The 26,058-nt window shown below is 50.7% G+C and carries 30 protein-coding genes; 16 read left to right on the forward strand and 14 right to left on the reverse strand.

Features of this window, described 5'->3' with window-relative positions; translation table 11 throughout:
* Position 1: 1 nt before the first annotated feature.
* The 7 genes from IQ256_RS02800 to IQ256_RS02830 all read left to right on the forward strand — a co-directional run bounded on the left by IQ256_RS02800 (position 2) and on the right by IQ256_RS02830 (position 4,874).
* Positions 2–655, forward strand: a complete 654-nt coding sequence (locus IQ256_RS02800) for a cytochrome c3 family protein (protein WP_193854037.1) — start codon at positions 2–4, stop codon at positions 653–655.
* Positions 652–1,491, forward strand: coding sequence for a cytochrome c3 family protein (locus IQ256_RS02805; protein ID WP_193854038.1), 840 nt, complete (start codon positions 652–654; stop codon positions 1,489–1,491). Before IQ256_RS02800 ends, IQ256_RS02805 begins: the two co-directional genes overlap by 4 nt.
* A 59-nt stretch (positions 1,492–1,550) precedes the next feature.
* Positions 1,551–2,216: a DUF3365 domain-containing protein gene (locus IQ256_RS02810; RefSeq protein WP_193854039.1), complete on the forward strand. Its 666-nt coding sequence runs from the start codon at positions 1,551–1,553 to the stop codon at positions 2,214–2,216.
* A 116-nt stretch (positions 2,217–2,332) separates the two neighbouring features.
* Positions 2,333–2,995, forward strand: a complete 663-nt coding sequence (locus IQ256_RS02815) for a hypothetical protein (protein ID WP_193854040.1) — start codon at positions 2,333–2,335, stop codon at positions 2,993–2,995.
* A gap of 31 nt (positions 2,996–3,026) precedes the next feature.
* Positions 3,027–3,536 carry a thioredoxin domain-containing protein gene (locus IQ256_RS02820; RefSeq protein WP_193854041.1) on the forward strand — a complete coding sequence of 170 codons (510 nt, stop codon included), beginning with the start codon at positions 3,027–3,029 and terminating at the stop codon, positions 3,534–3,536.
* 36 nt (positions 3,537–3,572) lie between these two features.
* Complete coding sequence (locus IQ256_RS02825) at positions 3,573–3,791, forward strand: hypothetical protein (protein ID WP_193854042.1); 219 nt, start codon at positions 3,573–3,575, stop codon at positions 3,789–3,791.
* Positions 3,792–3,929: 138 nt separating this feature from the next.
* Positions 3,930–4,874 carry a hypothetical protein gene (locus IQ256_RS02830; RefSeq protein WP_193854043.1) on the forward strand — a complete coding sequence of 315 codons (945 nt, stop codon included), beginning with the start codon at positions 3,930–3,932 and terminating at the stop codon, positions 4,872–4,874.
* A 41-nt stretch (positions 4,875–4,915) separates the two neighbouring features.
* On the opposite strand, the gene IQ256_RS02835 is transcribed toward IQ256_RS02830, so the two are convergent.
* Entirely contained in the window at positions 4,916–5,860 is a 945-nt protein-coding gene (locus IQ256_RS02835; RefSeq protein ID WP_193854044.1) for a hypothetical protein, read from the reverse strand.
* Between the two features lie 892 nt (positions 5,861–6,752).
* Here IQ256_RS02835 and IQ256_RS02840 point away from each other — a divergent pair.
* On the forward strand, positions 6,753–7,013 hold the full coding sequence (locus IQ256_RS02840) for a hypothetical protein (RefSeq protein WP_193854091.1): 261 nt from the start codon (positions 6,753–6,755) through the stop codon (positions 7,011–7,013).
* A 185-nt stretch (positions 7,014–7,198) separates the two neighbouring features.
* On the opposite strand, the gene IQ256_RS02845 is transcribed toward IQ256_RS02840, so the two are convergent.
* The 4 genes from IQ256_RS02845 to IQ256_RS02860 form a co-directional block, all read right to left on the reverse strand.
* Positions 7,199–8,167 (reverse strand): HEAT repeat domain-containing protein, encoded by a 969-nt coding sequence (locus tag IQ256_RS02845; RefSeq protein WP_193854045.1) that lies wholly within the window; start codon positions 8,165–8,167, stop codon positions 7,199–7,201.
* A 113-nt stretch (positions 8,168–8,280) separates the two neighbouring features.
* Positions 8,281–9,573, reverse strand: coding sequence for a rod shape-determining protein RodA (gene rodA / locus IQ256_RS02850; protein WP_193854046.1), 1,293 nt, complete (start codon positions 9,571–9,573; stop codon positions 8,281–8,283).
* 28 nt (positions 9,574–9,601) lie between these two features.
* Positions 9,602–10,672, reverse strand: coding sequence for an Mrp/NBP35 family ATP-binding protein (locus IQ256_RS02855; protein ID WP_193854047.1), 1,071 nt, complete (start codon positions 10,670–10,672; stop codon positions 9,602–9,604).
* 196 nt (positions 10,673–10,868) lie between these two features.
* Positions 10,869–11,330 (reverse strand): SRPBCC family protein, encoded by a 462-nt coding sequence (locus tag IQ256_RS02860; protein ID WP_193854048.1) that lies wholly within the window; start codon positions 11,328–11,330, stop codon positions 10,869–10,871.
* A 242-nt stretch (positions 11,331–11,572) separates the two neighbouring features.
* Between IQ256_RS02860 and hemF the strand changes: the two genes are divergently transcribed.
* Both hemF and IQ256_RS02870 read left to right on the forward strand, forming a co-directional pair.
* Positions 11,573–12,628, forward strand: a complete 1,056-nt coding sequence (gene hemF, locus IQ256_RS02865) for an oxygen-dependent coproporphyrinogen oxidase (protein ID WP_193854049.1) — start codon at positions 11,573–11,575, stop codon at positions 12,626–12,628.
* 112 nt (positions 12,629–12,740) lie between these two features.
* Positions 12,741–13,100, forward strand: a complete 360-nt coding sequence (locus IQ256_RS02870) for an STAS domain-containing protein (RefSeq protein WP_193854050.1) — start codon at positions 12,741–12,743, stop codon at positions 13,098–13,100.
* 56 nt (positions 13,101–13,156) lie between these two features.
* Here the strand turns inward: IQ256_RS02870 and IQ256_RS02875 are convergent, their stop codons facing one another.
* Positions 13,157–13,777, reverse strand: a complete 621-nt coding sequence (locus tag IQ256_RS02875; RefSeq protein WP_193854051.1) for a chromophore lyase CpcT/CpeT — start codon at positions 13,775–13,777, stop codon at positions 13,157–13,159.
* An 82-nt stretch (positions 13,778–13,859) separates the two neighbouring features.
* Here IQ256_RS02875 and psb29 point away from each other — a divergent pair, with 82 nt between their 5' ends.
* Positions 13,860–14,639 (forward strand): photosystem II biogenesis protein Psp29, encoded by a 780-nt coding sequence (psb29, locus tag IQ256_RS02880; protein ID WP_193854052.1) that lies wholly within the window; start codon positions 13,860–13,862, stop codon positions 14,637–14,639.
* A gap of 211 nt (positions 14,640–14,850) precedes the next feature.
* Here the strand turns inward: psb29 and IQ256_RS02885 are convergent, their stop codons facing one another.
* Genes IQ256_RS02885 through IQ256_RS02905 form a run of 5 tightly spaced genes read right to left on the reverse strand, consistent with a single transcriptional unit; the run spans position 14,851 to position 16,356 of the window.
* Positions 14,851–15,249, reverse strand: a complete 399-nt coding sequence (locus tag IQ256_RS02885; RefSeq protein ID WP_193854053.1) for a DUF2281 domain-containing protein — start codon at positions 15,247–15,249, stop codon at positions 14,851–14,853.
* A gap of 43 nt (positions 15,250–15,292) precedes the next feature.
* Positions 15,293–15,640 (reverse strand): type II toxin-antitoxin system PemK/MazF family toxin, encoded by a 348-nt coding sequence (locus IQ256_RS02890; protein WP_193854054.1) that lies wholly within the window; start codon positions 15,638–15,640, stop codon positions 15,293–15,295.
* A gap of 14 nt (positions 15,641–15,654) precedes the next feature.
* The gene (locus IQ256_RS02895) at positions 15,655–15,894 is read right to left on the reverse strand and encodes a hypothetical protein (RefSeq protein ID WP_193854092.1); all 240 of its coding nucleotides are present in this window, start codon (positions 15,892–15,894) and stop codon (positions 15,655–15,657) included.
* 32 nt (positions 15,895–15,926) lie between these two features.
* Positions 15,927–16,112: a hypothetical protein gene (locus IQ256_RS02900; protein ID WP_193854055.1), complete on the reverse strand. Its 186-nt coding sequence runs from the start codon at positions 16,110–16,112 to the stop codon at positions 15,927–15,929.
* Positions 16,102–16,356, reverse strand: a complete 255-nt coding sequence (locus tag IQ256_RS02905) for a UPF0175 family protein (RefSeq protein WP_193854056.1) — start codon at positions 16,354–16,356, stop codon at positions 16,102–16,104. The genes IQ256_RS02900 and IQ256_RS02905 overlap by 11 nt, the downstream gene beginning before the upstream one ends.
* A gap of 402 nt (positions 16,357–16,758) precedes the next feature.
* On the opposite strand from IQ256_RS02905, the gene IQ256_RS02910 reads away from it, so the two are divergent.
* The 4 genes from IQ256_RS02910 to IQ256_RS02925 all read left to right on the forward strand — a co-directional run bounded on the left by IQ256_RS02910 (position 16,759) and on the right by IQ256_RS02925 (position 19,193).
* Entirely contained in the window at positions 16,759–17,073 is a 315-nt protein-coding gene (locus IQ256_RS02910; RefSeq protein ID WP_228024515.1) for a hypothetical protein, read from the forward strand.
* A 146-nt stretch (positions 17,074–17,219) separates the two neighbouring features.
* A complete protein-coding gene (locus IQ256_RS02915) occupies positions 17,220–17,534 on the forward strand; it encodes a DUF1778 domain-containing protein (protein ID WP_193854057.1) in 315 nt (104 codons plus the stop codon).
* 51 nt (positions 17,535–17,585) lie between these two features.
* Entirely contained in the window at positions 17,586–18,110 is a 525-nt protein-coding gene (locus IQ256_RS02920) for a GNAT family N-acetyltransferase (protein ID WP_193854058.1), read from the forward strand.
* Positions 18,111–18,257: 147 nt separating this feature from the next.
* Positions 18,258–19,193, forward strand: a complete 936-nt coding sequence (locus tag IQ256_RS02925; RefSeq protein ID WP_193854059.1) for an Rpn family recombination-promoting nuclease/putative transposase — start codon at positions 18,258–18,260, stop codon at positions 19,191–19,193.
* A gap of 35 nt (positions 19,194–19,228) precedes the next feature.
* On the opposite strand, the gene IQ256_RS02930 is transcribed toward IQ256_RS02925, so the two are convergent.
* From IQ256_RS02930 to IQ256_RS02940, 3 genes are all read right to left on the reverse strand, one after another.
* Positions 19,229–20,764, reverse strand: coding sequence for a glycosyltransferase (locus tag IQ256_RS02930; RefSeq protein ID WP_370623331.1), 1,536 nt, complete (start codon positions 20,762–20,764; stop codon positions 19,229–19,231).
* Positions 20,765–20,807: 43 nt separating this feature from the next.
* Positions 20,808–22,517 carry a glycosyltransferase family 39 protein gene (locus IQ256_RS02935; RefSeq protein WP_193854060.1) on the reverse strand — a complete coding sequence of 570 codons (1,710 nt, stop codon included), beginning with the start codon at positions 22,515–22,517 and terminating at the stop codon, positions 20,808–20,810.
* 65 nt (positions 22,518–22,582) lie between these two features.
* On the reverse strand, positions 22,583–23,665 hold the full coding sequence (locus IQ256_RS02940) for a hemolysin family protein (RefSeq protein WP_193854061.1): 1,083 nt from the start codon (positions 23,663–23,665) through the stop codon (positions 22,583–22,585).
* Between the two features lie 228 nt (positions 23,666–23,893).
* Here IQ256_RS02940 and IQ256_RS02945 point away from each other — a divergent pair, with 228 nt between their 5' ends.
* On the forward strand, positions 23,894–25,807 hold the full coding sequence (locus IQ256_RS02945) for an ABC transporter ATP-binding protein (protein WP_193854062.1): 1,914 nt from the start codon (positions 23,894–23,896) through the stop codon (positions 25,805–25,807).
* The last annotated feature ends 251 nt before the right edge of the window (positions 25,808–26,058 follow it).

Genomic DNA, 26,058 nt, shown 5'->3' on the forward strand with positions numbered 1-26,058 from the left:
GATGAAGCGTCGCTCCAGTCGAAATTTGTTTTGGCCTCAAAAGCTAAAGCCGAAGCTAAAGTCTGTTATTGTTTTAGCCTTAATTATGCTGCTGCTTTCTATATCAACAGCATTTGCCCTGGAGCAAAAGCAAATCTTCTTGCCGGGTGAGACCTCTGAAGGCCATCACTTGTTTGAAGCTTCTTGCGCCTCTTGCCACGAAGGATTTAAGCAGGTGTCTAACGAAACTTGCAACCGCTGTCACGAAGCAGAGTTAGAGAATGATTTGCACGGCGCTAAGAAGTTTCGCGATCCGCGCTGGGCTGAATTTAGAGAGAAAGTAGACGTGTTGACCTGTACGGCATGCCATAACGAACATGTGCATATGTTTGGCAGAGGCGTACACTTGCAGCCCGATCTTTGTATGGCGTGTCACGAAGAGCTGACGCTGACACAGCTCAAAAGTCATGAAGGCTTTGCGCCAGATGGCTGCTGGACAGCGGGTTGTCACAACTACCACGAGCATGACACTATCTCGACCGGGTTTCTTCGACAAAACATGGGCCAGCCAGCCATGCTGCCTGTGCAACAGTTGCCCGAAAGAGTAGTCGAAACAGAGCTGGAGGCTGCGCCCGAGCCAAATCTGCAAAAGGAATTCTTAGGAGGAAAATCATGATTGCCTTCATGGGATCTCCGAAGAAAGCTGTTTTGGTGATTGTCCTAGTGATATTTTGGGCTAGCTCGCTGCTTATAGGAGGGGCATTGCCCGCTTCGGCAGCCACAGAGCAAGAGATTGAAGAGATTGTTTCACTTTGGCAGCCGAGTGTACATGCGCTAAATGATGTGAACTGTGCAAGCTGCCACCAAAACAACGAGAGTAATGAGTTTGTCGCTAATCCTGATCACGAAAGCTGTTTATCCTGCCACGAGCAGCCAGTAGAAACCTTTTTGTTAGGAAAGCACGGCATCCGCCTATTAGAAGGGGAATCGCCACTAACGCCCAAGATTGCCCAGATCCCAATGAAGCGCGATGCTTTTGATCAGCAGATGAACTGCAATGCCTGCCACAATGTTCATTCGGTAAACACGATGCAGGCAGCCGTAGATTCGTGTCTAACCTGCCACAACGACACCCATTCTCTCAACTACGAAAACTCCAAACATGCACAAGCGGTGTTTGCTAGTCAGCCCTTGCCGAGACCGGGCTCCGCTTCGGTGACCTGCGCGACTTGCCATCTGCCCCGAGTCGCGCACAAAAGTGCCGATGGCATTCCAACGGCAAAGGTGAATCACAACAACACCTACACACTCAAGCCTCGCGATCGCATGGTAGGAGAAGTCTGTATGAACTGCCACGGGGTGGAATACAGCTACAACAGCATTTTCGACGATGAACTTGTCGAAGCCAACTTTGACCGCCCGCCGACGCTGAACCATCAAACATTTGATTTGATGCGAGCAGCCGAAGAGCGGCGGGTGGGCAATGCCTCTGTTTCAGAAGGTGCGGGATAACCTTCGGCTTTTGAAATAGATATTTTGTTTGATTTACATCTCGAAGGACATCAATAACAATGTTTAAATCATGGATACGGCGCTTTCGCGCTAAGACACTGGCACTATTGACTCTAGCTATTGCCATCTGTTTTACAGCAGTGGCTTGCAGCGGGGGTGGGGGCGGTACGGCTACGGCAACTGGCCCAATGATTGCCCCTGAACTGGTCGCAGACTATATCCACACCACGCTAGCGGCGGATAGAACGGCCTACACTAGACACGTGGTAAATCGTACAAAGACTTTGGAAGGTAAACCCAATGAAGAGGGCGTCTTGGGTATAGAATCCACTGAAGGTTGGCAGCAGACAGACGGAATTCCTTTACCGGCCCAAATGTTTCGTCTGGGTTCTGAAATTGCGAGTGAATCGGGCGATTTTACCTACAGCCTAGTGTCTTCTTGGAATATCAACGATAACCAAGCTCCTAAAGGCGAGTTTGAGACCGCTGCGGTGGTAGAGATGGAAGAAACGGGCGAGTCAGTAAAAGGCTATCAGGAAGTAGGCGGACAGGCCTATTATTCGGCGATATATCCTGATTTAGCGGTAGCTGAAGCCTGTGTAACCTGTCACAATACTCACCCAATTCATTTAGAACGCTATCCTGACAAAGTGTTTGAGATGGGCGATGTCATGGGCGGCGTTGTGATCAACATTCCGGTTGACAGTATGCCTGCGGATGCGTAGACGCTAGGGTTTCTTTCTATTTCCTTTTCTCTGACTTATCTAGTCTTACCGGGCTAGACCAAGTAAGAGTGAGGGGAATAGAAATCTTTTGATTGAAATAGAGCCTTTTTAAGCTGATGAAGCCTAGATTTTCGACGCTAATCATTCTCACTTTAGTTTCTGCAGTTTTACTGCTACCCTTTGCGCTGAGTCCTTGGTATATAGAGGCGCTTCGCGATCGCGCCTTCGATCTTCATCAGTTCTTGCGCGGCGAGCTATACAAGCAAATAACCGGCTACATCGCCTTAGCGCTAGTGCTAGCCGAGATGCTACTGACTGCTAGAAAACGCAGTCGTAGCTGGCCAATAAGGGTAAAGATGCCTGGCAGCGTACTCATGTGGCGCAGTCTGCATATCTTTACAGGCGTGGCTTTGCTAGCAGCGGTATTGGTCCACACCCTGGGTGTCAGCGGCATCAACTACAATGCCATCTTCCTATGGTCCTTCTTTGGGGTAACGCTGAGTGCCCTAGTCGGCGTAGTCGCCGAAACCGGCGTGCTAGAGTCGCCGCGCAAAGTCTTTAGCCTCACCAATAAAAGGGGTTCTGTCAAAGGCGATTCTGACAAAAAGAGTACTTGGGAAAGCGCTGAAAAAAAGGGTGCTACAGGTCGAATAGGAATGAGCAAAGGCGAGCTAATTCGAGCGATGCGTTCTGTCTGGCTGCAAAGTCACATCTTTTTAGTGGGCATATTCGCACTGCTGTTAGCCGTTCATATTTTCTTGGTCTATTACTATCGCTAGTTTCTTGAAAGAGGTTGAAAGAAGAAAGCCTATGACTTCTACATCAAATAACAATGCCAATAAAAGCTCGGCCAGTAAAAGCTCGACTGCACCAGGCTGGCGTCTGTGGATAGCGCTGATAGCTTTGCCGTTAGCGATGGTGACGGCCATCGCCTGCACTCGGCCTACCGCCAATATCACAAGTATGACGCCGCTGTCTGGACTGATGACTTTGAAATCAATGGCGACCAAAGCGGTTCCTTACGATCTGGCCTTGACGAGCCAAAAGCCGACGCTGATTGAGTTCTATGCCGATTGGTGTACGACTTGCCAAGGGATGTCTAGTACGGTCGAGACGCTGCACGAACGGTATGGCGATCGCATCAATTTCGTTATGCTAGATATCGACGAGCCTCAGTGGGCTAGCCAGGTCGAGACCTTTGGCGCGACGGGTGTGCCTCAGTTTACTTTGCTAGACTCGCACCAGCAGCCTATTGAAAACTGGGTAGGAAAAGTTCCAAAGCTCGTTTTTAGTACTGTATTTGACCAACTGTTGAGCTAGATTCTGTCAATTGCTGTCTTAGTGGTTCAACATCTTATGACACTTCTTAGACGTTTCTTAAAATTGTTAGAGTGGCTAGAAAGCACCCAGGATTTCTTTGAATTCTTGGGCCAGCCGACCGGACTTTCGGCCAGTGCCGCCCTTCTGCTGTATTTTCCGATTCAGGCGCTGGGCTGTGATAGCTTCTCGGCCACTACACTATCTTGTACGATAGCGCTGACGCTGTTTTGCCTGCTAGAGCGCCCCGAATTCTGATAATGAATTCCAATAAGTAGTACCGACCCTACGTCCTAGTCGTTATGCATATGAAGCTCTACTAGCATATGAGGCTCTACTATCAGAAATAGCAGCTAGCTTATTTGTAGTTGCTAATTAATCCTCGTATTGCTTTCCATGAATCACCGTTTTCTCCTGCGGCTCGTTACGAATCTAGCCGTTTTTCTGCTGACCCTTGCTTGCTTTGGCACGGTGCTATGGGTCATTGACGAGTTTTTGCAGTGGGATATTCTGCCACCTATCTGGAGCCTGCTAGTGCGAGCAGGCTTAGTGGCCGGCGGAATTATCGCTTTTGTCATGGTGGTGATGAATCTACTACTGTCTTTGGCACTACTCGCTGAGGCTAGTGCCAGCAGAGCGCAGCTACCTGACTATGCGGTTTCGGCTCGGCTGAAGCGGCGGGTACGGCAGAGTATTGTGGTGGTTTTAGTAGCGATCGCACTCATCATCGGCGGCCTACAAATTACCAATCAGCTACGGGCTAGAGCCGCTACCCAAGCGGCGCAGGTTCAGTTCGTTCAGACCCAAACTGAAATGGATCGCTCTGTCGAGCAGGTGCTTCCTCTTTTCACCGAGCCAATTCTAAATGGGCTTGCGAACAACACCCTGACCGAAAGCGGACAGATTAGTAATTTGGCCAAGCTACTCGAATCGGTACAAACTTCTTTTCCTAATGCGCCGACGATGGTCATCGTCACCCGCGCCGACCAAGCTCCGTTCCAGTATGCTCGCATCGATAGCAGCCGAATTAGCGCCAATAGTCAAGGTAGGCTAACCCTCACACCACAGCTTTATGCAACGTTTCCAACAGAGCAAGAGACTGAGATTATCGAACAGCTTTTTGAAGAACAGCTTACTGAAATTACAGGTCCGCTAGGAGGACAGGTGATTAACACCAGAATTCCAAGCTCATGGGGAGTTTTGCAGCAGGATGGAAATGCGATCACGGTAGTTTATCTGCAGTCAGGTAGCGCCCCCGATTTCAACAACTTTGGCGATCGCCGCTACAGAGACACCTACGACTTTTATCACACTGGCCCCGAGCGTTTCCTCACCAATTGATTGATAGCCCATGATTGATAGGATAACCAATAGCATTAGCTTCAATTAGGCTGAGCTTTCAACCATTTTATATCGTGCTTCTGTGACTTATCGCTGTGCTTTCGAGACACTAAAACTTCGTATCTACCAGAATCTTTTGCCTTGCGATAATAGATTCTCATCATACCCATGCTATTCGTCCTGCACTCCGACCAAACACCATGCGTAGCTCGTATTTTTTTAGAATGAGAGACATCACCGTTGTTGAGAGCCTGAATTTGAAACAGGAGAGCGCTAAAGTCACTTTTATTTCTGTTGATCTGATCCTTTGAATCTCGTAGAAGCTCAACGTCAGGAAATAAATCAGCAACAATCTTACCAAAATCTATGTCTAGTTTCTGAGCAGCGAGCTCTCTATCTCGCTCATACGCTATCTGCTTCTCTGACAATACCTTTCGCAGGCTGGCTAGCTCGGCAGTTAGCTGTTGCTGATCCGCGATCAAACTTTGATTTCTTTGCTCAAGCGCCTCATGTTCTTTGAAGAAAATACTAGTATTCGCTTCCCTTCTTCGCTTACAATCGTCGCGTTCAATTCTAAGGTTCGTACATTCACACTGCTTCTCTATCAGCTCTCCTTCATAGCGCTCTTGTAGTTCATGATAGGCTTGCTTTGCCTCTTGTTGCTCCGTGCTCAAGCGAGCCTCGTAAGTCTTCTTGAGGATTTTCAGCCTTTGCTTTGCTAACTCCAAATCCCCTAAAAGAACTGCCTCACGCGCAACTAAACCATCATTCTGGCTCAGTAGAGAATATTCTCTATCTCTCAATTCACGCTGCTTTTCTACTGCCTCTAGCGTTTTTTGCGTTTCTCGCTGAACGTCATTACTGTATTGAGTAAAAAGAACCTGCTCTATCTTTCGTAATCGATTCGTCCAGTAACGTCTTGAACAAACCCAAGCAAGACCGCCGCCTATTGAAAGACCAATCACAAGCGTAATGATGTAGACCATTTTGAATCAAAACAGCAGAAAATGCACTGAAGGAACTCACTATGCAATCAGCTTATGCAAAACCTGCTATCCGTACGCCTCGTTTTAATCAATCTTACAAATTTGGATCTCTAGGGTTTCCATCTTCATAAAAACATATATACAGCCGACCTTTTGCATATATTCTAGCAGCGAGAAAAGGAGCGTAGCAGTTAAATATTCGATTAACTGTATGTATCGGAGCATATCTCCTTGTTACATTCTTGAATATAAGAGAAATCGAAACTGCACAGCACTAAGACTAAACTCTGTTGGGCTACACTTCGTTGACCAACCAAGAACGATACTTTTTTGCAAGCTTTTGAAGTAAAACTATTTCTACCTCTCCTAACTCTGTCATGACTCCGCGATAGTGCCAGTTACGCTCATATAGTTGAAGAATTTCTTCGTCACAAAGGCTAGTTACAGAAGCCGACTGACCCTGCCAACATAAAGACTGTAGAAAAGGCGAATCTGCTAGAGAACGCATCGCATAGTTTGTTGTATATACTGAAATTGATCATAGCCTACCTCAAGTTTTGCAGCAATCCAGACAAGCCACGCTAAGTAGCCAGCTAAAGGCGCTATAAGATTTACTAAAGCCTAGCCTGTTTCCATCTGCGTATCTATCAACGGTGTACAAAATCACATTTCATCAGGCGATAATCCGTTCGCTACTTTGTAAACTACCGTCATCTCAACGGCTACACGTAGTTATCAGCAGTTTCCTTAAGAAACGCGAAGAAATCAAATCCTATCTTCTACTTGTGTAAATCTTCTTGCAAGCTTTCCCCTCTTACCAGAGAAGAAGGCGACAATCTAAATTGGACACCTGCCTTTTGTGCAGATGCTTACTCATCAAGAGGATTAAAACATGTCTAAAATGTCTGCAAACGTATCGCCCGATACGACTAGACAACCTCAGAAGAAAGTTCCACTCCAAAAGCTCTACGAAGATTTGGCCCACATCGCCCAGATGGATCTAGCTGCTGGCGCTCGGTGTAGAGAGCAAGCACAGCAAGTGTTAGCAAACCCTGGTATCAGTTTGAACTGGAGAGATGCGATCGCTGAACGCCTCCACGAGGCCAACCACGCTTTGGCAAACAAGACCGTCACAGACGGCGATAGCTACTAGCACTTTCCCTTATTTTTGGGATGACGATCCTAGCTGAGCGTCCTGACTTTAGAGGTCTTGGCTCCGACTAGGATCGTCAATACCAGGAGCGTCAGTACCCAGTCACCTACAATCTACCCGCAATATTTACCCACAATATAAAAGAGCGAAAGGAATGTAGAAAAGCGAAAGGTCTGCGAATTTGACTATCGCTTCTTCTTTTTCTTAGGCGACTTAGTCGCGCCTTTGCCAAACCCTGAAGCCTGTGAAGTCTTCTTCTTAAGACTTTTGGTCGGTAGCGCTAACTCAGCGGCAGTGCCTTTGCTCCTAGATTCTATGCTTCTAGACACTTGCTGACGGGGAACCCATTCAAATTCTGGCTTCAGCTCAGACGGGTCAAAATCTTCTTCTTTGGCTAGCCCCAAATCGACTTGTACACTTGGCCAAGTGCCACAGACAGTCTCATCAATTGCCTCGCTGGCATACACTCTTTCGATCAGATCTGCCTTAGAAACGGCTTCTAGTTCGACTAGCGTACTGACTAGAAACGCATTGAGTTCTTCGGAGTTGTATCTAAAATCTGCTAGCTGCGAGGCCAGCCTTTTTATACAGGTTTCTTTTAGCTCTGGATGTAAGAGCGCCATGTGTTCAAAGGCGACAACCGCCGCGATGCGATCCCACATATCGTGCTTGCGGTTGGCCAGAAACAGAGACACTGGTTTGATGGCGCTCTCACCGATCATCCCGATTACCCAAGGAATCTCTTCTCTAACCCAGTCGCCATACTCTTCGCCGACGAATAGACCCTCTAGCAGCGGTTCAACGGCTTCCTCTGCCTTCAAGAGGCCCAGACACCGCCAGGCATGCACCGGACCCCACACCTCTAAAGACTCACCGTCTGCTTCATTGAGATCGTCATCGGTTGCCATCCGAATCAGCGCTGGGATGTACTCAGAGGTGATCCCCAGATCTTCTATGTAGTCTGGCCAGCTCTCGAACTTGTGAATGGGTCTGAGCTTAGAGAACAACGATCTATCTATATTCTCAGCGCCATCCGCCAGTATCTGTTCGACGATGCGATCGCGCTCTGGATCGCTCACCTTTTTATCGACCTCTAGGCAATTGCCATAGGTGAGCAAAGCTGAAACCGGGGGCTCGTACGACGTTAAATCCATCACATCCATCACACAGATGTATCAAAGAAAATAGGTATCAAAGAAAACAGCGGTCACTAGCGTTCAGTTTAGCGACACTTTAGCGACATTTAAAGCCAGCCGATTCACATCGCTCAATCTCTTAAACTTTTGGCCGCGCCAAACTTTAGCTTAGAGCGAGAGTTTGCCACTGACTCGACTAGTCCAATCGCCACAAAATTCGTCAGCAGCGCCGATCGGCCATAGCTCATCCACGGCAGCGGAATGCCTGTGATCGGGGCTAGTCCAATCGTCATACTAATATTGATCATTGCCTGAAAGACAATCATCGATAGGACGCCAATCGCTAGCAAAGAGCCGAAATTGTCTTTGGCATTTTGGGCGATCATCACTAGGCGCAAACAAATCAGCCAGAAGGCAAGGAGCAAAATCATCCCGCCGACAAACCCTAGCTCTTCTCCTACTGCCGAGAAAATAAAGTCAGTATGCTGCTCTGGAATAAAGCTGAGCTGCGTTTGCGTTCCTTGAAATAGGCCCCGGCCCCATACTTCTCCAGCTCCGATCGCAATGCGCGACTGAATTAGGTGATAGCCACCGCCTAGCGGGTCTTTAGCGGGATCTAGAAACAAAATCAGGCGATCTTTTTGATAGTCTTTCAAAAAGCCCCACATCACCTCGCCTAGCTTGCCTGACATCACATTGAGCGCGATCGCCGCCACCGCACTAAGCAGCGACCAGGGCAAGGATCGATAGGCCACCACCCCCGTCAGCAGCGCCCAGCCAACCCAAACGGGAAAAGATACGTGAAACACAATCGCTGACACCAGCGGTGAGACCATTAGAATCAGCCAGCCCGGATTTGTCCCACTCCAATACAGCATGCCAGCGGTGATCGCACCGAATACCAGCGATGTCCCTAGATCTGGCTGCAAGAAGACCAGCGCCCAGGGAACCGCTGTAATACTCAGCGCTCTGATGATGCCAAACGGTGTCGGCGCGTCTCGATCTTTGAGCGTCGCCGCGAGCGTGATAATTGCGCCTAGCTTGGCAAACTCAGACGGCTGTACGTTAAAGCCAAAGACCGAGATCCAACGCTGTGCGCCCAGTCCTTCGGTGCCGATCGCCATCACCGCTAGTAGCGAGGCGACTGTCGCCGCATAGATCAGCCATCGCCACTGCAGCAGCGACTCATACCGCCCCCGCGCAATCCACAGCGCCAGTACCATCCCAACCGCACCCAGTCTCAGGTGGTTGATGGCGTATCCAGTTTCGCCTGTGTACTTTTGAGTGCTGCTAATTAAAATGCTCGCGAAGATGGTGATGCCCACTGGCAGCAGCAATAAGAGCCAGTCCATTCCTTGCCATCCCTGGAAAAACTTCTTCCAGCGCCGCTGCCGAGCTGCAGAGTAAAAGGAATAGGAACTCATGGTCTCAAATCCGAAGACAAAGTCAGTCCTAAGTTAGCGCAGCCACAGAAATCTTGGCAGCCGTCTGCTTGGCAATATCCATCAGCGCCTGTGCAGATGCAGACTCAGGGTCAGCCAGAACGATAGGCAGGCCGCGATCGCCACCTTCTCTCACTGGCATCTCCAACGGTACCTTACCCAATAAATCTACCGCTAGCTCTTCTGCTGCCTGCTCGCCACCGCCTTCACCAAAGATGGCGTAGCGTTTTTCTGGCATATCGGGCGGGACGAAATAGCTCATATTCTCCACCAGACCCAAGATCGGCACCTTTAGCTGATCAAACATCTTTAGCCCGCGTCTAGCATCTGAGAGCGCCACATCTTGAGGCGTGGTCACAATCACCACTCCGGCCATCGGCACCGCCTGCGCTAGGGTTAGCTGCGCGTCGCCCGTACCCGGCGGCATATCTACGACCAAGTAGTCCAAATTGCCCCACTGCACCTGATATAGAAACTGACGAATCACGCCATTGAGCATCGGGCCACGCCACACGACCGGCTGATCGCGATCGATCAAAAAACCCATCGATACCATTTTCACACCGTGGTTAAAGGCGGGCTCTAAAACCTCCTGACCATTGTCATCACGCACCGTGACATTACTGTCACTCAGGCCCATCATAATCGGCGCATTCGGGCCGTAGATGTCTGCATCGAGTAGGCCCACCGCCGCCCCTGTTTTTGCCAATGCCACTGCTAAGTTAATCGCAACGGTGCTCTTACCAACGCCGCCTTTACCGCTAGTGACTGCGAAGATATTCTTGACACCATCGATCCCTGTGCGATCGGGCAGGCTCTTTTGCTGTGGGGTCTCAGCGGTGACGTCTACCTCGACGCTGTCTACACCGGGTAGAGTCCGCACTGCTTTCTCGCAGTCCTCGACGATAAACTCACGCAGTGGACAGGCCGGCGTCGTCAGAACCAGGGTAAAGCTCACCTTGCCGCCGTCTACGCTCACATTGCGGATCATGTTGAGCTCGACCAGGCTCTTTTGCAATTCGGGGTCTTGGACGGGTTTGAGTACCGTCAAAATCGAGTCTGTATCGAGCGTAGTGATCATGAAGTGTAAAGGGCTCTCGCTAAGGAGAGTTCTGTATGCTTTTTGGGTTTGCGGCAGCGGCTGCCCGTGCAAAGTTGCCTGTGCAAAGCTGCCTATGTAAATACTATCGCTCTGGGGATTACGCCAGGTAGCTTTTAGCGATGATAGATTTCAATACTGAAGATAGGCTTTCAAAAGATAGGCTTTCAAAAGATATCTACTCGCAAAAGATATCCACTCGGGTTTGCGCTTGGTCGGGATAGCGGACGGCATGTTCTGCGGCCTGTACCAGCGCTGAGGCGACTCGGTTCAGATGAGGTCGCAAAAATGGCCAGACTAGGGGTGAGAGCCAGCCGCTGAGCGTGACTGAATACAGAACGCAGGTGCCGCACAGGGTAGAAACAATCCGGTAGGTGGCCCGCTCTTGCAAACCCGGTAGCGAAAACACGCGAACGCTGATCAGCTCACCAGGCAGCACGCGCTCTACAAACACTTTGGTAGATAGCAGTAGATAGCGGTTGAAGGCTCGGTAGATCAGGCCCGGCGTTGCCCGCTGCCCTCTAGGCGCGTTCGTGCGGGTAATTAGCGGATGCCACAGATCCATATCGGCCAGGTTATTGACGATCTGCCAAAGGATTTCGGCTGGCGCTGTGCTAGTCGCTATGTAGTCGCGTTCCATAGAGGATACAAGTCATCAAAAGCCGTAAACTTCAGTCTAGTAGAGCTTTCTGAACTGTTTCAGTAAAGGGCCGTGATTTACAGACAATTTGTCACAGATTGTCACGCTCTGTTTCAAAGGTGCAATAAAGTCCCTAAGATCGTGTTTGACTAAAAGATAGATATTTTGTCACTGCAGTTGTCCTTTCAGCTATCTCCCTTCAGCTATCTTAGGCTCTCTTCATCTAAGCAATATTAGGCACCATGACTCTTTCCCCTGCTAAAGCTGTTCGCCCGTCTTCCCCTGCATCAGAGCCGTCAGCGCCTATTTTGCCACCAGAAGGCTCTCGCGATCGCGTCAGTACAGCGTTCAAAGGGCTGCAAGATCGCATCTGCCAAAAGCTAGAAGAAATCGATGGTGGCGGCAAGTTTCAAGAAGACGCCTGGCAGCGGACTGAAGGGGGCGGTGGGCGATCGCGCGTCATGAAAGCAGGCAACGTCTTTGAGCAAGGCGGCGTCGGCTTTTCAGAAGTATGGGGAGACAAGCTGCCGCCAGCGATCTTGATCAAGCGCCCTGAGGCCGAAGGGCATCAGTTCTATGCGACGGGCACCTCGATGGTGCTGCATCCTCGCAACCCTTATGTGCCGACGGTTCACCTCAACTATCGCTACTTTGAGGCGGGCCCGGTTTGGTGGTTTGGCGGCGGTATTGATCTGACGCCCTACTACGCCAATAAAGCAGACGTCGTGCATTTTCATCAGACGCTAAAAGCCGCGTGCGATCGCCACAATCCCCAGTACTACCCCAACTTCAAACGCTGGTGCGATGAGTACTTTTACCTAAAGCACCGTGATGAACCCAGAGGCGTCGGCGGCATCTTCTTCGACTATCAAAACGGGCAGCGCGGCGAACTCTATCGCGGCCACAACCAAGACGGCCCCGCCGCACTTTACAGCCAGCAAGCAGGCACCGCACCGAAGCGATCTTGGGAAGAACTCTTTCAGTTTGCAGTGGACTGCGGCGATGCATTTTTGCCAGCTTACGTGCCAATTGTCGAGAAAAGAGCCGGGATTGAGTATGGCGATCGCGAACGCAACTTCCAGCTCTATCGCCGAGGCCGCTACGTCGAATTCAACCTCGTCTATGACAGAGGCACCCTCTTTGGCCTACAGACCAATGGCCGCACCGAATCTATCCTGATGTCCTTACCCCCGATGGTTCGCTGGGAATATTCCTACGCACCCGAACCAGGTACCCCAGAAGCCGAGCTATACGATATATTCTTAAAACCTCACGACTGGGCCGAAATGGACGCCTAGTTTTATTGCCTGGGTATCTTAGTTCTACAGGGTCAAACAAGGGCCTTAAAAAAGCTAAGAAAAAGCGACGCTCAGACTTCAAAGCTCGGACTTCAAAGAGGAGTGACAAACCATGGAGCACAAAGATCTCACGACCCCAGCCGGGGAATCCGTCATTGTCTTTTCTCCCGAAGGTAGATTAGACATCACCACAGCCTGGCAGTTTCGTCTCAAGCTACAAGATGCCATCACCAAAGACACGCCCAATGTCTTGGTGGATCTCGCTAAGATCGCATTCATCGATAGCTCAGGGCTAACCTCTCTAGTCGCAGGCATGCGAGATGCCGACAAAGTCGGCGGTAGCTTCCGCCTTTGTAACGTTCATACCGAAGCAAGACTGGTCTTTGAAGTGACCATGATGGACACCGTTTTTGAGATCTACGACACCGAGGTAGAGGCGCTAGCTGTCCCCTTTAAGATGCCAGTGAGCTGACCAGTTAGCTGATAGCTTTTCTAGCAACACTTCGAGCAGCTACCTCTCAAAGATAGCTACACCTCGAAGCTGGCCTGCTTAACCATTTCAAATGGGCCCATCAAAGCCCCCCATAGACCTCGGCCAGTGTCGGGGTCTATTCCTTTGTCGTAGGTTTTGAGCAGAATAGTGTCTCCTTGGGGAATAACGTCAAAGCCTAGGTAGACATACCGGGTCTGACCGCCATAGTCAAACGAGCACAGTTCACCGTCCTTCAAGGCTGACTGAAACTGATAGCCGTCTTGGTTTCCACTGCTGACTACTTGGTAGCGAATCACCACGCCGCTGTTGGGCAGCGTCACCAAATCTTGCTGCGAAATCCCCTTCAAGACCTCGGCGTCTCGCCCCGCGCCTTTGAATTTCAGCGGATCTTTTAGAGCAAAGTACTGCCCCTTGAGCTGATCTGCTTCTGCTGCATCCGTAATCTGTAAAATTCGCTGCCTATAGGGTGGCTGCCCCGAAATCACGTTCTGCTGCTCTAATAGAAACGTAAATCTTTGTCTAGAAGATAGGGCCGGAACCGGTCTTTGCCACAGGCGCAAATGAACATACCAAGCGGGCTCAGCCGCCGCCTGTCGCTGGTTTTCAAATTCGCCAGCTAGATAGCTAGCAAGGGTAGTCAAAGGAGAAGAAGGCATAGAAAAAAGGGTCGAACTGCTTGGCAAAGGGGCTGCAAAGCGTAACAATTGAGTTTACAAAGAGTATTTGAGTAGTTTACTTGTGAACAACGTCCGCACGGTTTCAGACACAAAGCGAGCTTTCTATAGCCAGCACACCCGTCCTATCAACGCGATCTATCGCCGTGTGGTCGAAGAGCTGATGGTAGAGGCCCATTTGCTGCTGGTCAATGCCGATTTTAATTACGATTCTATCTATGCATTGGGCGTTGTCAGCACTTATGACCGCTTTATGCAAGGGTATGAACCGGCAGGCGATCGCGACAACATCTACAGAGCGATTCTGCAGGCAAACGAAGCCGATCCAGATCAGTATCGACGCGACGCCGAAGAATTGATAGGCGTCGCCAAATCCCTACCGTCGATAGACAGCTTCAAATCGGTGCTAGATCAGGCAAAGACAGCAAGCGGCAGCGACACGCTCCAGGCCAACCTCCACAAAGCTATTAGCAATCCAAAGTTCAAATACAGCCGCTTATTCGCCATTGGTTTGTATAACGTGATCGAAGCGATCGATGCCGAGCTGCTAAACGACAAAGACAAACGCGACGCGCTGATGACAGAAGTCGCGACCACCATCGAACTCAACGAAGATCTTCTGAAAAAAGACATCGATCTCTATCGCGGCAACCTAGAGAAAATGGCTCAGGCACAAGAAGTCATGAAAGACATGATCGAGGCCGATAAGAAAAAGAAAGCCAAGCGCGAAGAAGAAAAGAAGAAGCGAGCTGAAGCCAAAGCCGCTGCTGAGAAAGCAAAGGCGACTGAAACGACTGAAACGACTGAAACGACCGAAGCGCCTTCAACAAATGAGGCTGAATAAGTTTGAGGCTACGTAGACCCAATCTTCAATTATCAAGCTAGCAACATATCCAAAACCTATTCTCCAAGCTGACGTGGATCGTCGATAAATTGCTTGGTGACGATGATGGTATCGATGACAAGCTGGTTTGTTAGCTAAGCGCAGATGTAGTCGTTGCCTATCTATGGCATAGCTATCATCTTTACGAATCGAAGCCACCGATATTCTTAGTTCAAGAAGCTTTTGCTTTACTATGCTTTTGCTTAAGAAATTCAGCGAAGTCTCTAACTTCTTCGAGCGTATTTTCAGGTAATTCATCTACGAGAGCGAGTAGTTGAGCGCGAACGCCTACGGCTTCTCTAGCTGGGGTCACCAGACGAAGTTGAGAAGGGGCGAGGGTTTCTACGCCGATGGTTTCCATGAAGGAGCCTGGCGCTTCGCGGGTGCTTTCGGCAAAGTCACCGTCGGCAGTGTCACTAACCCAACCACCGAATAGCTCAACCATGTAGGCTTCACCGCTGTTAAAGACTTCAACGATGGAACCCGCGCAGCCTTCTGGAGCAGTGCCCCCCTCTTCTAACGGGATTTTTTCTCTTAGCTTGACCGAATCAAATAGCTGGAATTGGCTCATAGTCGCTCCTTGTGTAGCTTCGTGCGGGGTCATGTCTGCTCACTTATAAGCCAAGACAATACCGGATAGCCTCTTCAACTTCCGTCATTTTTTCGGCAGTTAATGAACCAACTGGTTTGTCTGGAAATCGACTGGCATCCAGAGAGCGTACCTGAAAACAGAGGAAAACGGTTTCCAAGGGGAGATCACTTTCTTCGACAGAGACTCTAACGTTAGTCGGATAGTCGCGGCGCATATTAGCCCCTTTGGTTCCCACAACTACAGTGACAACTAAAGGCAAGTCATTAATCTCGTTGGTAGACATTACCAAAACAGGGCGACGTCCGCTCTGCTCTCGTCCTTTGACTGGGTTGAGATCGACGAAATAGATTTGGCCACGCTGAATACTCATAGGACATTGAATTTCTATTCGAGTCCATCCATTTCAGTCACCAAAAACTCATCGCTGATAGCCGCTATTTCTCGTTGAATGTCTGGATCGACAGCCATTTCAGCTAGATCAGAGTATCGAGTTTGGGCGTTTGGGCGTTTGGGCGATAGCACTACGAATACGTTTACCTCTTGACCCTCTGAACCGGGCGGTAGCTGAACTTCGAGCCGATTCCCCGGCGGAACTTTAGTTGTGATGTGCAGAGCAGATTGCATGGAAACATCTCTAGTGGACTATATGTCCAATCCTAACGGGTTAGAGCTGCCGTGTAGTCTGGATTTACAACGATTACGCCGCCTGTGCCCAAGGTCGAGATGTTGAGGCTGATAGCACAGCGCCGCGCAGCCGCATCGTCCAAAAGGTGGCAGGCCAACTGACTGTTAAACAGCGTAATTAGTGGCGAAGCGTTGATGACAACTCGCTCAATTGGCATTGTTTAATTCCCTAACCAAGTCGGCTTCGGTGTATTGGAAGGGTGAAACCTTGTAGCGCGAGAGGGCTTGGATGAAGTCGGCGCGGCTTAATCCGGCGATTTCGGCGGCTTTGCCCTGAGAGAGTTGTTCTAGCTCGTACCATTTGACGGCGGCAGCAACGCGCATTTCTTGGGCGAATTCTTCTGGCGTCTTGCGAAGCGCGGAGAAGGTAGTGTCGGGGAAGCTGAGGGTGATGCTGGTCATAGGTTGATTCTATGCAGGGCGGCAGTGGTTGGCGGTTCAGCTTGCGGCTTTTATATCTCTCATGCTAGCTGGTGCTAGCTGGTCGGATTGGTGGGTGAGCTTAGCCACGCCCGATCACATCCTACGCAGTCTCCCGTATCAATTAGTTGACGCCTGCAAAAGCATACTGATAGGGTGATTTCTATGGCTGTAGCGGTGCTCAATCGCGGCTGCGGCCCAAACGCCTCGAAAAATTTAGCCGCTACCGGCATTGGCTGGCACCAATACCGATAGCTCGCCCCTAACACTGACGGAACCAGTGAGAGAGGTTGTGGTCAATGATCACAGCCCCCCTGACTTTTGGCAAGTTAGGGGGGCTAAGTTTTTCTGGGTTTTCCTACCCTGTCCAACAAAGGAAAAACCATGAAAACGACAATGTTTATGACCGCTCAGCCTCTAACAGGCGCTGAGACAGAACGCGCTGGCACCAGAGTGCTGACTCTGAACCCAACTTCTGCGTTGCCGACTGGTCCCAATCCAGACAGCTCGGTGCCCGGTGAGACGGTAAAGCATATTCTACTAGGCTCGCCCGGTGCGATCCGGCAAACGATTCATTTGCTGCATTCGCTGCGCTATTCCGAAACAGTGCTGTGGAGCCCGGTGCTGCGCGTGGAAGAGCCGCTGGTGATCACGCCTGAGCAAGGAGAGGCGATGAGTCTGTTGCGAAAGATGGTGTAGGCATTGAGCTGCGCTTGGCTTTGCGGTGATGACGTTGCCGCTAGCTGAGTGCAGCCGTGGATTTCGTGTAGCGCTATACTTTAGACATGTACGCACACGATGCACACACCCTACATTCGGCAAGCCACAAGAGCCAAACTACAAACATGGTTACCCCTACCACACCCGAAAAAGCTGAAAGAGTTCACTGCCGAGTAACGCCGCAGAACAAAGCGATCCTAAAGAAAGCGGCTGCTTTGTCTGGGCAAGACTTAACCAGCTTCATTACGGCGGCTACCGTCGAGCGGGCGATGGAGGTCATTAAACAGCACGAGAGAATAGTTCTGTCCCAGGAAGATGCAAAATTTTTCTTAGAAACACTCGAAAACCCGCCAGAACCATCAGACAAGCTCAAAGCTGCTGCTGCTGAGTATATAAAAAATTACGTTGCAGAGCCTACGCCCTCGGACAATCCAGCTTAACGCTCAGACTGATTCAATCCCATTTGTGCGTACTTAAGTAGACCCCTGATTGTGCCAACTCAAAATTCCCCGACCGCCTGGTCATTCCTGCCGCTTAGCCGCAAATTTGATAGGCATGACTTCGACTGTGGAAAATCGGCTTTCAACAATTACCTAAGAACTACGGCGAATCAACATCAGAAATCCAACATCGCTAAAACGACAGTAGCCGTTTGCCCACCCGATAAAAAGAAAATCGCCGGATTCTACACACTCAATGCCAGCACAATAGATATCAATTCTTTGTCTACAGAGAACCAAAAAGGACTGCCCAAACAGCTTGATATTCCTGCTATCAAAATTGGTCAGTTTGCGGTCGATCGGCGCTACTCTGGCCAAGGTCTCGGAAGAAAGCTGTTGCTAGATGCACTGTACAAGTGCTACACCTCATCTATGCAGTTGGGCGTAAACAGTGTCGTTGTCAACGTCTACGATGATGAAGCTAGAGCGTTTTGGCTACATAACGAGTTCGTGCCATTTCGTAAGCGTAGCAACTCACTTTTCTTGCCAATGAAGACAATCCAAACGCTGTTTTAGGACTAATTTATCCAGGTCGCTTCAGAGGATGCAGTCGCCTCGTATCAGCGGTAGCATTTCCTACTATTAGCAGCGGCTAGTAGCGGCACTTACTGAAGTGTTTTTTTTGCTACGCTAGCGCCATCAGCCAAGTGAGGACTATCTGCTATGGCATTCGGTCGCGGTCGCATCGTCCAAGATAGATACATCAGCCCGCTCACAGACTTCGGCTTCAAGCGACTGTTTGGCACAGAGCCCAACAAAGCGCTGCTGATTGACTTTTTGAACGTGGTCTTGCCAAAGCGCCACAGCATCAGCGATCTCAGCTTTCGCAACAGCGAAAACGTAGGTAACACCGCCCTTGATCGCAAAGCCATTTTCGACATCTACTGCCAAAGCAAAAGCGGCGAACGCTTTATTGTCGAAATCCAGAAAGCCAAACAAAACTTTTTCAAAGATAGAAGCGTCTACTACTCGACCTTTCCCATCCAAGAACAATCACAGCCGGGACTGTGGAATTTCCAGCTCTCACCCGTCTACGCAATCGGCGTTCTAGACTTCATTTTCGATGACCACAAAGAAGACGACACCATTCTGCATACCGTGGAGCTGAAAGATGAAAAATGTCAGGTCTTTTACGACAAGCTAAAGTTCATCTACTTAGAGCTGCCCAAGTTTCATAAGACAGTCGATCAGCTAAAGAGTCATTTTGACAAATGGCTGTTCCTGCTAAAACACTTACCCGATCTAGACGATCCGCCTGAAGCATTTCAAGAAGATCCCTTTATGCGTCTCTTTGAAGTCGCCGAGATTGCCAACTTCTCAATCGCAGAACAAGACGCTTACGAAGACAGCCTGAAATACTATCGAGATCTCAATAATGTCGTTGACACTTCGAGGCAAGAAGGTCTAGAAGAAGGTCGCGAGCTGGCAACTACTAGCCTAGTGATTCGGCTGTTGACCAAGCGATTCGGCAACCTACCTGAAGACAACCTCAGGGCTATCAAAGCGTTCACTATAGAAGCAGCAGAAGCACTTAGCGAAGCACTCCTCGACTTCATAAGCCTAGAGGATCTAGAAAATTGGCTAGATCGCTATTGCTGAATAACGCTATGCGCCAAGCGGTCGATAGAACGTACTTAAATGAACTTGAGCTTGCGGGAGGCGTAGGCGCACATGCGTAGCAACACTAAGCCTTCTTTGACGTGGGCGATGTTGGAGCTGCCGTAGGTACGGGGCTGGTAGCGGATCGGCACTTCGACGAGGTGTAGGTTTAGCTTGGCTGCGCCGAAAAGCAAGTCGAAGTCGCCAAACGGATCGAAATCGCCGAAGTAGCTGCGTCCGGCGGCAAGGCGTTCGTAGTCTTTGCGCCAGAGAACCTTGGTGCCACAGAGGGTGTCTTTTAGTGATTGTTCTAATAAGAAAGAAAACATCAGGGCGAAGGTTTTGTTGGCTAGGGTGTTGAGCCAGGGCATGGCCTGTTTGCTGCGGGGATAGAGTAGGCGCGAGCCGTTGATAAATTCGCCTTGACCGGAGGCAATTGCATCAAAAAAGTGCGGCAAATCCTCGGGTGGCACGGTCAAATCAGCGTCCAAAATCATCAGCACATCCCCAGTTGATTTGGCAAAGCCCAGCCTCACCGCATCCGCTTTACCCTTCCCGGTTTGCTGAAACGCTTTGAGCGTAAACGGCCCCTGATAAGCGCGGGTAACTTCTTTGATGGCTTCCCAGGTGGCGTCGGTAGAATGGCCTTCTACAAAGATGATTTCGGTATGAGCGCCCAGCTGAGGCAGGCGGGCGATCGCACTTTCGATATTGCCTGCCTCGTTTCTCGCTGGAATCACCACAGAACAGGTTGGCGTTTTATTTTCACTACGCGGTTCTGCCGCCGGAATGCCGCGAAAATCGGGCCGAGCTACCACAAAATTAGTCAGGCAAAGGTGCTTGACCACTGGCAGCGGCGCGATGTAGCGATTGAGCAGATAAGAGAGGCCCGGTACATTTCTAGGCATCAAAAACCGCCGTCCGCGCTTCAGCGGAATGTAGCCTGTAATCGCCAACAGATTAGCCACATCGTCCATCGACAGCCAGTTTTGCGGTGGCTGCGGACAGCGCTGACCAATCGCTTCACCCAGCTTTAAAGCTGGCTCCCATAAATAGTTGTGAAAAGTGACAATCAGCCGAGTTTGAGCATTGCAAAAGGGCTTTAGCCGACTAAATACCGTCTGGACATCACTGAAATAGCTCGCTGAATTAGCGCAGATAATATAGTCAAACGTCTGGGGCTCGTCGTTCAAGCCTTCAGTGAAATTAGCAGTGAGATTCTCTGTCGCGTAGCCAATTTCCTCAGGGGTTAGCGTTTCTGCATCCGCGCAGTAGAATCGCAGGCTGGGATAATTTTGCTGCGCTATGCCGATCGTCATCGGCGAGATATCAACCCCGACGCCAACGCTAGGTGCGATCGCCGCTAGCAGATCGCCTGTCCCGCAGCCTACGGCCAATACCCGAGCCCCGGCTGGGATCAAGAACTGGTGTAGTCGGACCAAATCTTGATAGTAATAGCGGTTGATAGCGTGCCAGCGATCTAGCTCTGGCGCAACTTGATTGAAATGATCCAAGATCAGCTGCTTGTGAGCGCTGTAGGGATGAATCGGCGGTGCGAGAGTCTTGAGCACAGGGTAGTGAGAAGTAAAGGAAAAACAGAGCTAATCTAAAATTTTACAGGCGAATGAGACGCCAGTTGTCTAGCTCTATGACTGTTTCATACTTGAGTCCATCTTCAGATTCATTATTGGATTCGCTCTCAGACTCGCTATTGGATTCACGCTCAGCGGCTAAAATCTCTGATTGAACATCACGGACTGGTTCCTCAGACGGCCTGAGCTGCTCACCTCTGTAGACCTTTTTCTCTTTACTAACCCAGACATAGGTGCCTGTGGGTATGGTTTCGACCGGACGATTGAGCTGGCCGATGTGAGGGGTATGAAGGGCCAAAATGATTAGATCTTTGTACAGCGCCGGGGGCTGCTGGGGATTGATCACAAAATCCACCGGGGTTTCTCTGACGAGTGACGCCGCTGGTTCAGTGGTGGCCGCTGCCTGCATCTGGGCGCTGTAGTTGCCCAAAAAGCCAGCGACGCCAGCCATTGCCAGGGTTAGCCAAACCGGAATTAGCCAGGTGGCCAGCCATCGCTGTGGCCGATGCATAAACATGGGCAGCAAAGCCCAGCCGATGCCGAGAATTAGACCGATCGGCGCATAGGGGCGAATGTCTGTTAGCAGGCCAGCGGGAATCAGCAGGCTGGCGATCGCAATCCCGGTAACGACGAGTCCCAACGCCGAAAAACTGTAGCTCAGCAGGCGGCGGGGCCAGCGGCGAGGCTGGGTGGCGATTTGGTAGAGGGCGATCGCCGCAAACCAGGCTAAAAAAGGATGCAGCTGCAGCGCGTAATAGGGCGTTTTGGTGGTGAACGAGGTCAGCATCCCGGTCAAAATGAACGGATATAGCAGCAGCCATCGGTGCGGATAGGCCGTTTTTGATTTGAATGAGAATAGCCCGGTCCAAAAGCTGGGCGATCGCAGCACCATACCCGCGCCCACGAGCGAAAATAGCGCCCACGGAAACATATTCACCGGAATGTTCCAGAAGTAATACAGTGGCCCACCGTCGGAATGATAGGGCTGCTCGCTTAGCTCACCGACTTTGCCAAACATCGCATCGAGTACCCACGGGCCATATTCCGCCACGCTAAATCCCATCCACAAAACGGTCGGGATAAAGCCAGCAGCGAGCCCAAGATAGATGCCCCAGTTGGTCAGATGGCGATGGCGACGATGCTCGAAGATTAGATAGGGCAGCAGAGCGATCGCCGGCAGCGCCACCATAAACGTTTTGATCAAAAAACCGAACCCGAGCATAGCACCTGCGAGAAAACCAAACGCCAAACGCTTCCCCGCTGCCCGCTGAATTTCTGCTCTCAACAGCGCCCAGATGGCTAGTAGTTCCGCGCTCACCAGCATGATGTCCTGCGTCGCCAGGTGGCTAAACTGCGTCCATACCGAAAACAGCATGATCAGCAGCCCAGAGAGCAGCCCCAGCCGAGCCGCAGCCTGAGCATAAGGCCACCGCTGCCGAGCAAAAATTTGCCTACCCACGTCATAGGTCAGCGCTACAGCGAGCAAACAGGCGATGAATGTTGGCAGCCGGGTCACCCGCACTGCCCACTCGGCGCTGAGGCTAGGCAAATCGAAGAGTCGGTAGCTCAGCATAATCAGCCAGTTCAGCAAAATGCCGTGCGTGTAGAGCACATTGCCCCAGGTTTGCCGTCCTAGCCACTCGCCAGATTCGAGCATGAAGCGGCTCTCTAAGGCATAGTTGCCCTCATCGTGAGCCATGAAGCTCGGATGCACCTGGCTGCTAGCGAGCATGAGAGCGGTCCAACCCAAAAGGATAAGAAGATCTCGTCGAGCAAAAAGCATGTGAATTAAGTGAACTAAGAAGTAGGAAGATGAGGCGGCGGTGGGGTGCGAGCGGGATTGCGAAAGCCGCTGCGTCGCAGGATGCGCTTTTGTCTCTGCCTGGCCAGCGCTTGTAAATCTACGTTGCGATCGGTTTCATCTACGATTTCGCCCGTCAGGACTTCTAGGGTGTCTTCTAGGGTGACGACACCGGAGACGCCGCCGTATTCGTCAACGACCACCATCAGGTGCTCGCGCAAAGACTGAAAGGTTTTGATCAGGCGATCGGTGCGTTCAGTCTCAGGCACGTAGTTGACGGCGCGCATCACACTTCTGACAGCGGCGTCTCCGTGCCCTTGTACTAGGGCAGCTAGCAGCTCGGCTTTGAGGGCAACACCGATCACATGATCGAGATCTTCTTCGATTACCAGAATGCGGGTGTGCTGAGAGCTGATAATTTCGTCTTGAACTTCTCGCAAAATAGCAGAGCCAGGAATAAAGGTAATCGCGACTCTAGGGGTCATAATGTCTGCGGCCATCAGGTCATTTAGCCGAAAAACGCGATCGATCATTTCGGCTTCATCATCTTCGATCAGACCTTCTTGATAGCCCAAGATAGTCAGCAGCCTGATTTCTGACTCGTTGGTGATGGGGCGTTTGCTACCTCTAGTGAGCGGGGCGGTAATTCTTTCTAGTAGCCAGATCAAAGGTGTACAGAGGACGGTTGCACCATGCACAGGAATGGCGATAGTTAAGCCGATGTTTTCGGCGTAGCGCTCGCCGATTGTCTTGGGCAAAATCTCGGCAAACAAAATAATTGCAAAAGTCAGTACCGCCGAAAAGATGCCAATGCCGGTATTGCTAAACAGCGTTGCGGCAATCCGACCCACGACGATGCTGCCAACGATGTTGAAAATATTGTTGAGAATGACGATAGTCGCAATGGGCCGGGTGACGTGCTGCCGAATGTTGAGCAATGCGATCGCCCCTGGGCCGGGCTTGTTTTGGGCAAGCTGCCTGGCTCGTAGCAGTGGAATCGAGAGCAGAGCCGTTTCAGTCCCAGAGCAAATAGCAGAGCCTAAAATGACGATAAAAACAGCAGCCGCAAGTTGAAACATGAAACAAAATATCGAATGAGCATTCACCCACTCACGAAAAACCGGACGAAAAGAAGCAATGAGTAAAGCAGCGAGTAAAGCAATGAGTACGAGTACTCGTCAGGGAAATTTATCACTACTCTTACCAATCATTCCTCATTTCCAAGATATGATGCTTGGAAATTGTGATTGAGCCGATCATAATTGATGCCAATATGGCCGATCCGTTACTAGAACTGCATTCCCCTTATGAGTGACACCATCTTAGATGTTCAAGGTCTAACTGTTGAATTTGCAATGGCAGAACAGGACGATGGCAGCGTTCGAGCAGTAGATAACGTCTCGTTTCGGCTAGAGCGCGGTCAAACCATTGGCATCGTTGGTGAATCGGGCTCTGGCAAGTCTGTAACCTCGCTAGCGGTGATGGGCCTAGTCCCTAGCCCGCCGGGAAAGGTGACGAACGGGCGGGTCATTTTTCAGCCTAGCAACGGGCCTGTCGTCGATCTTCAGCAGGTTTCCAAGCGGCAGATGCGGCGCTATCGGGGCGGCCAAATCGCCATGATTTTTCAAGAGCCGATGAGTTCGCTCAACCCGGTCTACAGCTGCGGTTTTCAGCTGATAGAAGCAATCCGCCAGCACCAGCGAATGTCTAAACGAGCGGCCCGCGCCCAGGCGATCGCCCAGCTCATAGAAGTCCGGCTGCTGCCGCCAGAGATGGAGATGTTCGAGCAGGTCAGGCTAGAGCTAAATAGCGACAACAGCGCTGTGGTCAGCCGAGAGGTCAAGCGCCGTCAAAGGGCAATGCTAGACCGCTTTCCCCACCAGCTCTCGGGTGGCCAAATTCAGCGGCTGATGATTGCGATGGCGCTATCGTCTAATCCCTCTTTGCTGATTGCTGATGAACCGACGACCGCACTCGATGTGACAGTGCAATCGACGATTCTAGATCTGATGCGCGAGCTGCGCGATCGCCGGGGCATGTCGATGATTTTCATCACCCATGACCTAGGCATCATCGCCGAGATCGCCGATCAAGTGGCGGTCATGTATCAAGGCAAGATTGTAGAGACGGGAGCGGTGCTTGATATTTTCAAAGCGCCTCAGCACCCCTACACCCAAGGACTGTTGGCCTGTCGCCCGCAGCCGAATCAGCGGCTGCGTCAGCTACCCACGGTCTCAGACTATATGGAAGAAGTCGTGGGGCCAGCGGGCGATCGCGTCATCCAGGCCAAGCCTCAAGACGAGCACGGCACCGGGCTTCCCCCCGTGCGAGAAATCAGCCCGCGCGAGATGCAAATCCGGCTGAACGAACTAGAAGAAAAAGGGCCGCTGATCACCGTTGAAAATCTAAAAGTGGGCTATCCAGTGCAGGGCGTCTTTGGCCGAGTAGAGCGCTATGTAATGGCGGTTAATGACGTTTCTTTCAGGGTCTATCAGGGTGAAACCTTTGGCCTGGTCGGCGAATCGGGCTGTGGCAAGACGACGCTGGGCCGGGCGCTCTTGCAGCTAGTAAAGCCAATGGCTGGCAAGGTCTGGTTTGAAGGACGAGAGCTAACACACCTGCGGGGCGGACAAATGCGTAAGCGTCGCCGGGAAATGCAGGTAATCTTTCAAGATCCGTATAGCTCATTGAACCCAAGGATGAGCATTGGCAGTGCGATCGCCGAGCCGCTAAAGATTCACGGCGTCATTCGTCGTCAGAAAAATCTCAGAGAGCGGGTAGAGTATCTGCTAGAGCGCGTTGGCCTAGATCCGCACTGTCTCAATCGCTTTCCGCACGAGTTTTCGGGCGGGCAACGGCAGCGGGTCTGTATCGCTCGGGCGCTGGCGCTCAGTCCAAAATTTATTGTCTGTGATGAGTCGGTTTCGGCGCTAGATGTCTCGGTGCAAGCTCAGGTATTGAATCTATTGAAAGAGCTTCAGGAGGAGTTCAAGCTCACCTATATCTTTATTTCGCACGATTTAGGCGTGGTCAAGTTTATGAGCGATCGCATTATGGTGATGAACGAAGGCCGCATCGAAGAGATTGGCCCTGCCGAAGAGATCTATCAGCGCCCTCGTCGGGACTATACCCGCCAGCTAATTTCGGCCATCCCCGAAGGAACTCTAGAGAGAATTCAAGACTTACAGTCAGAAAGAGAAAAACAAAGAGCGCTGCTTTAGGTCACTGTATCTACCCCAGAGCAGACACCTGAAATATACATGCCAAAACGTGCGAAAAAGCCCTAGTTAGAAAAACCTACGCAGCAGACTAAAGCAGCGTATAAATTTATACAGTATATTGATAACCGCAGGCCACTTTCTAAGTGTAGGACATTGGGCATAAGCCTGTCTGGAAGGGGCTTGTCGGACACTGATGAACCCAAGTATCGCGTTCTATCATGAGTGTATTTACGGACATATTGTCAGAACTG

It is taken from the genome of cf. Phormidesmis sp. LEGE 11477, from assembly GCF_015207105.1.
Lineage (GTDB): Bacteria > Cyanobacteriota > Cyanobacteriia > Phormidesmidales > Phormidesmidaceae > Phormidesmis.

Bases quoted from the DNA above. Each gene is read 5' to 3' on its own strand.
- IQ256_RS02855 (WP_193854047.1), bottom strand. From the start codon at position 10,672: ATGATCACTACGCTCGATACAGACTCGATTTTGACGGTACTCAAACCC.
- IQ256_RS02935 (WP_193854060.1), bottom strand. From the start codon at position 22,517: ATGCTCGCTAGCAGCCAGGTGCATCCGAGCTTCATGGCTCACGATGAG.
- IQ256_RS02825 (WP_193854042.1), top strand. From the start codon at position 3,573: ATGACACTTCTTAGACGTTTCTTAAAATTGTTAGAGTGGCTAGAAAGC.
- IQ256_RS02805 (WP_193854038.1), top strand. From the start codon at position 652: ATGATTGCCTTCATGGGATCTCCGAAGAAAGCTGTTTTGGTGATTGTC.
- IQ256_RS02840 (WP_193854091.1), top strand. From the start codon at position 6,753: ATGTCTAAAATGTCTGCAAACGTATCGCCCGATACGACTAGACAACCT.
- IQ256_RS02890 (WP_193854054.1), bottom strand. From the start codon at position 15,640: ATGAGTATTCAGCGTGGCCAAATCTATTTCGTCGATCTCAACCCAGTC.
- IQ256_RS02815 (WP_193854040.1), top strand. From the start codon at position 2,333: ATGAAGCCTAGATTTTCGACGCTAATCATTCTCACTTTAGTTTCTGCA.
- IQ256_RS02910 (WP_228024515.1), top strand. From the start codon at position 16,759: ATGAAAACGACAATGTTTATGACCGCTCAGCCTCTAACAGGCGCTGAG.
- IQ256_RS02885 (WP_193854053.1), bottom strand. From the start codon at position 15,249: ATGAGCCAATTCCAGCTATTTGATTCGGTCAAGCTAAGAGAAAAAATC.
- IQ256_RS02945 (WP_193854062.1), top strand. From the start codon at position 23,894: ATGAGTGACACCATCTTAGATGTTCAAGGTCTAACTGTTGAATTTGCA.
- IQ256_RS02905 (WP_193854056.1), bottom strand. From the start codon at position 16,356: ATGACCAGCATCACCCTCAGCTTCCCCGACACTACCTTCTCCGCGCTT.
- rodA (WP_193854046.1), bottom strand. From the start codon at position 9,573: ATGAGTTCCTATTCCTTTTACTCTGCAGCTCGGCAGCGGCGCTGGAAG.
- IQ256_RS02800 (WP_193854037.1), top strand. From the start codon at position 2: ATGAAGCGTCGCTCCAGTCGAAATTTGTTTTGGCCTCAAAAGCTAAAG.
- IQ256_RS02830 (WP_193854043.1), top strand. From the start codon at position 3,930: ATGAATCACCGTTTTCTCCTGCGGCTCGTTACGAATCTAGCCGTTTTT.
- IQ256_RS02835 (WP_193854044.1), bottom strand. From the start codon at position 5,860: ATGGTCTACATCATTACGCTTGTGATTGGTCTTTCAATAGGCGGCGGT.
- IQ256_RS02810 (WP_193854039.1), top strand. From the start codon at position 1,551: ATGTTTAAATCATGGATACGGCGCTTTCGCGCTAAGACACTGGCACTA.
- IQ256_RS02940 (WP_193854061.1), bottom strand. From the start codon at position 23,665: ATGTTTCAACTTGCGGCTGCTGTTTTTATCGTCATTTTAGGCTCTGCT.
- IQ256_RS02875 (WP_193854051.1), bottom strand. From the start codon at position 13,777: ATGCCTTCTTCTCCTTTGACTACCCTTGCTAGCTATCTAGCTGGCGAA.
- hemF (WP_193854049.1), top strand. From the start codon at position 11,573: ATGACTCTTTCCCCTGCTAAAGCTGTTCGCCCGTCTTCCCCTGCATCA.
- IQ256_RS02925 (WP_193854059.1), top strand. From the start codon at position 18,258: ATGGCATTCGGTCGCGGTCGCATCGTCCAAGATAGATACATCAGCCCG.
- IQ256_RS02915 (WP_193854057.1), top strand. From the start codon at position 17,220: ATGGTTACCCCTACCACACCCGAAAAAGCTGAAAGAGTTCACTGCCGA.
- IQ256_RS02820 (WP_193854041.1), top strand. From the start codon at position 3,027: ATGACTTCTACATCAAATAACAATGCCAATAAAAGCTCGGCCAGTAAA.
- IQ256_RS02845 (WP_193854045.1), bottom strand. From the start codon at position 8,167: ATGGATTTAACGTCGTACGAGCCCCCGGTTTCAGCTTTGCTCACCTAT.
- IQ256_RS02900 (WP_193854055.1), bottom strand. From the start codon at position 16,112: ATGCCAATTGAGCGAGTTGTCATCAACGCTTCGCCACTAATTACGCTG.
- IQ256_RS02870 (WP_193854050.1), top strand. From the start codon at position 12,741: ATGGAGCACAAAGATCTCACGACCCCAGCCGGGGAATCCGTCATTGTC.
- IQ256_RS02860 (WP_193854048.1), bottom strand. From the start codon at position 11,330: ATGGAACGCGACTACATAGCGACTAGCACAGCGCCAGCCGAAATCCTT.
- IQ256_RS02895 (WP_193854092.1), bottom strand. From the start codon at position 15,894: ATGCAATCTGCTCTGCACATCACAACTAAAGTTCCGCCGGGGAATCGG.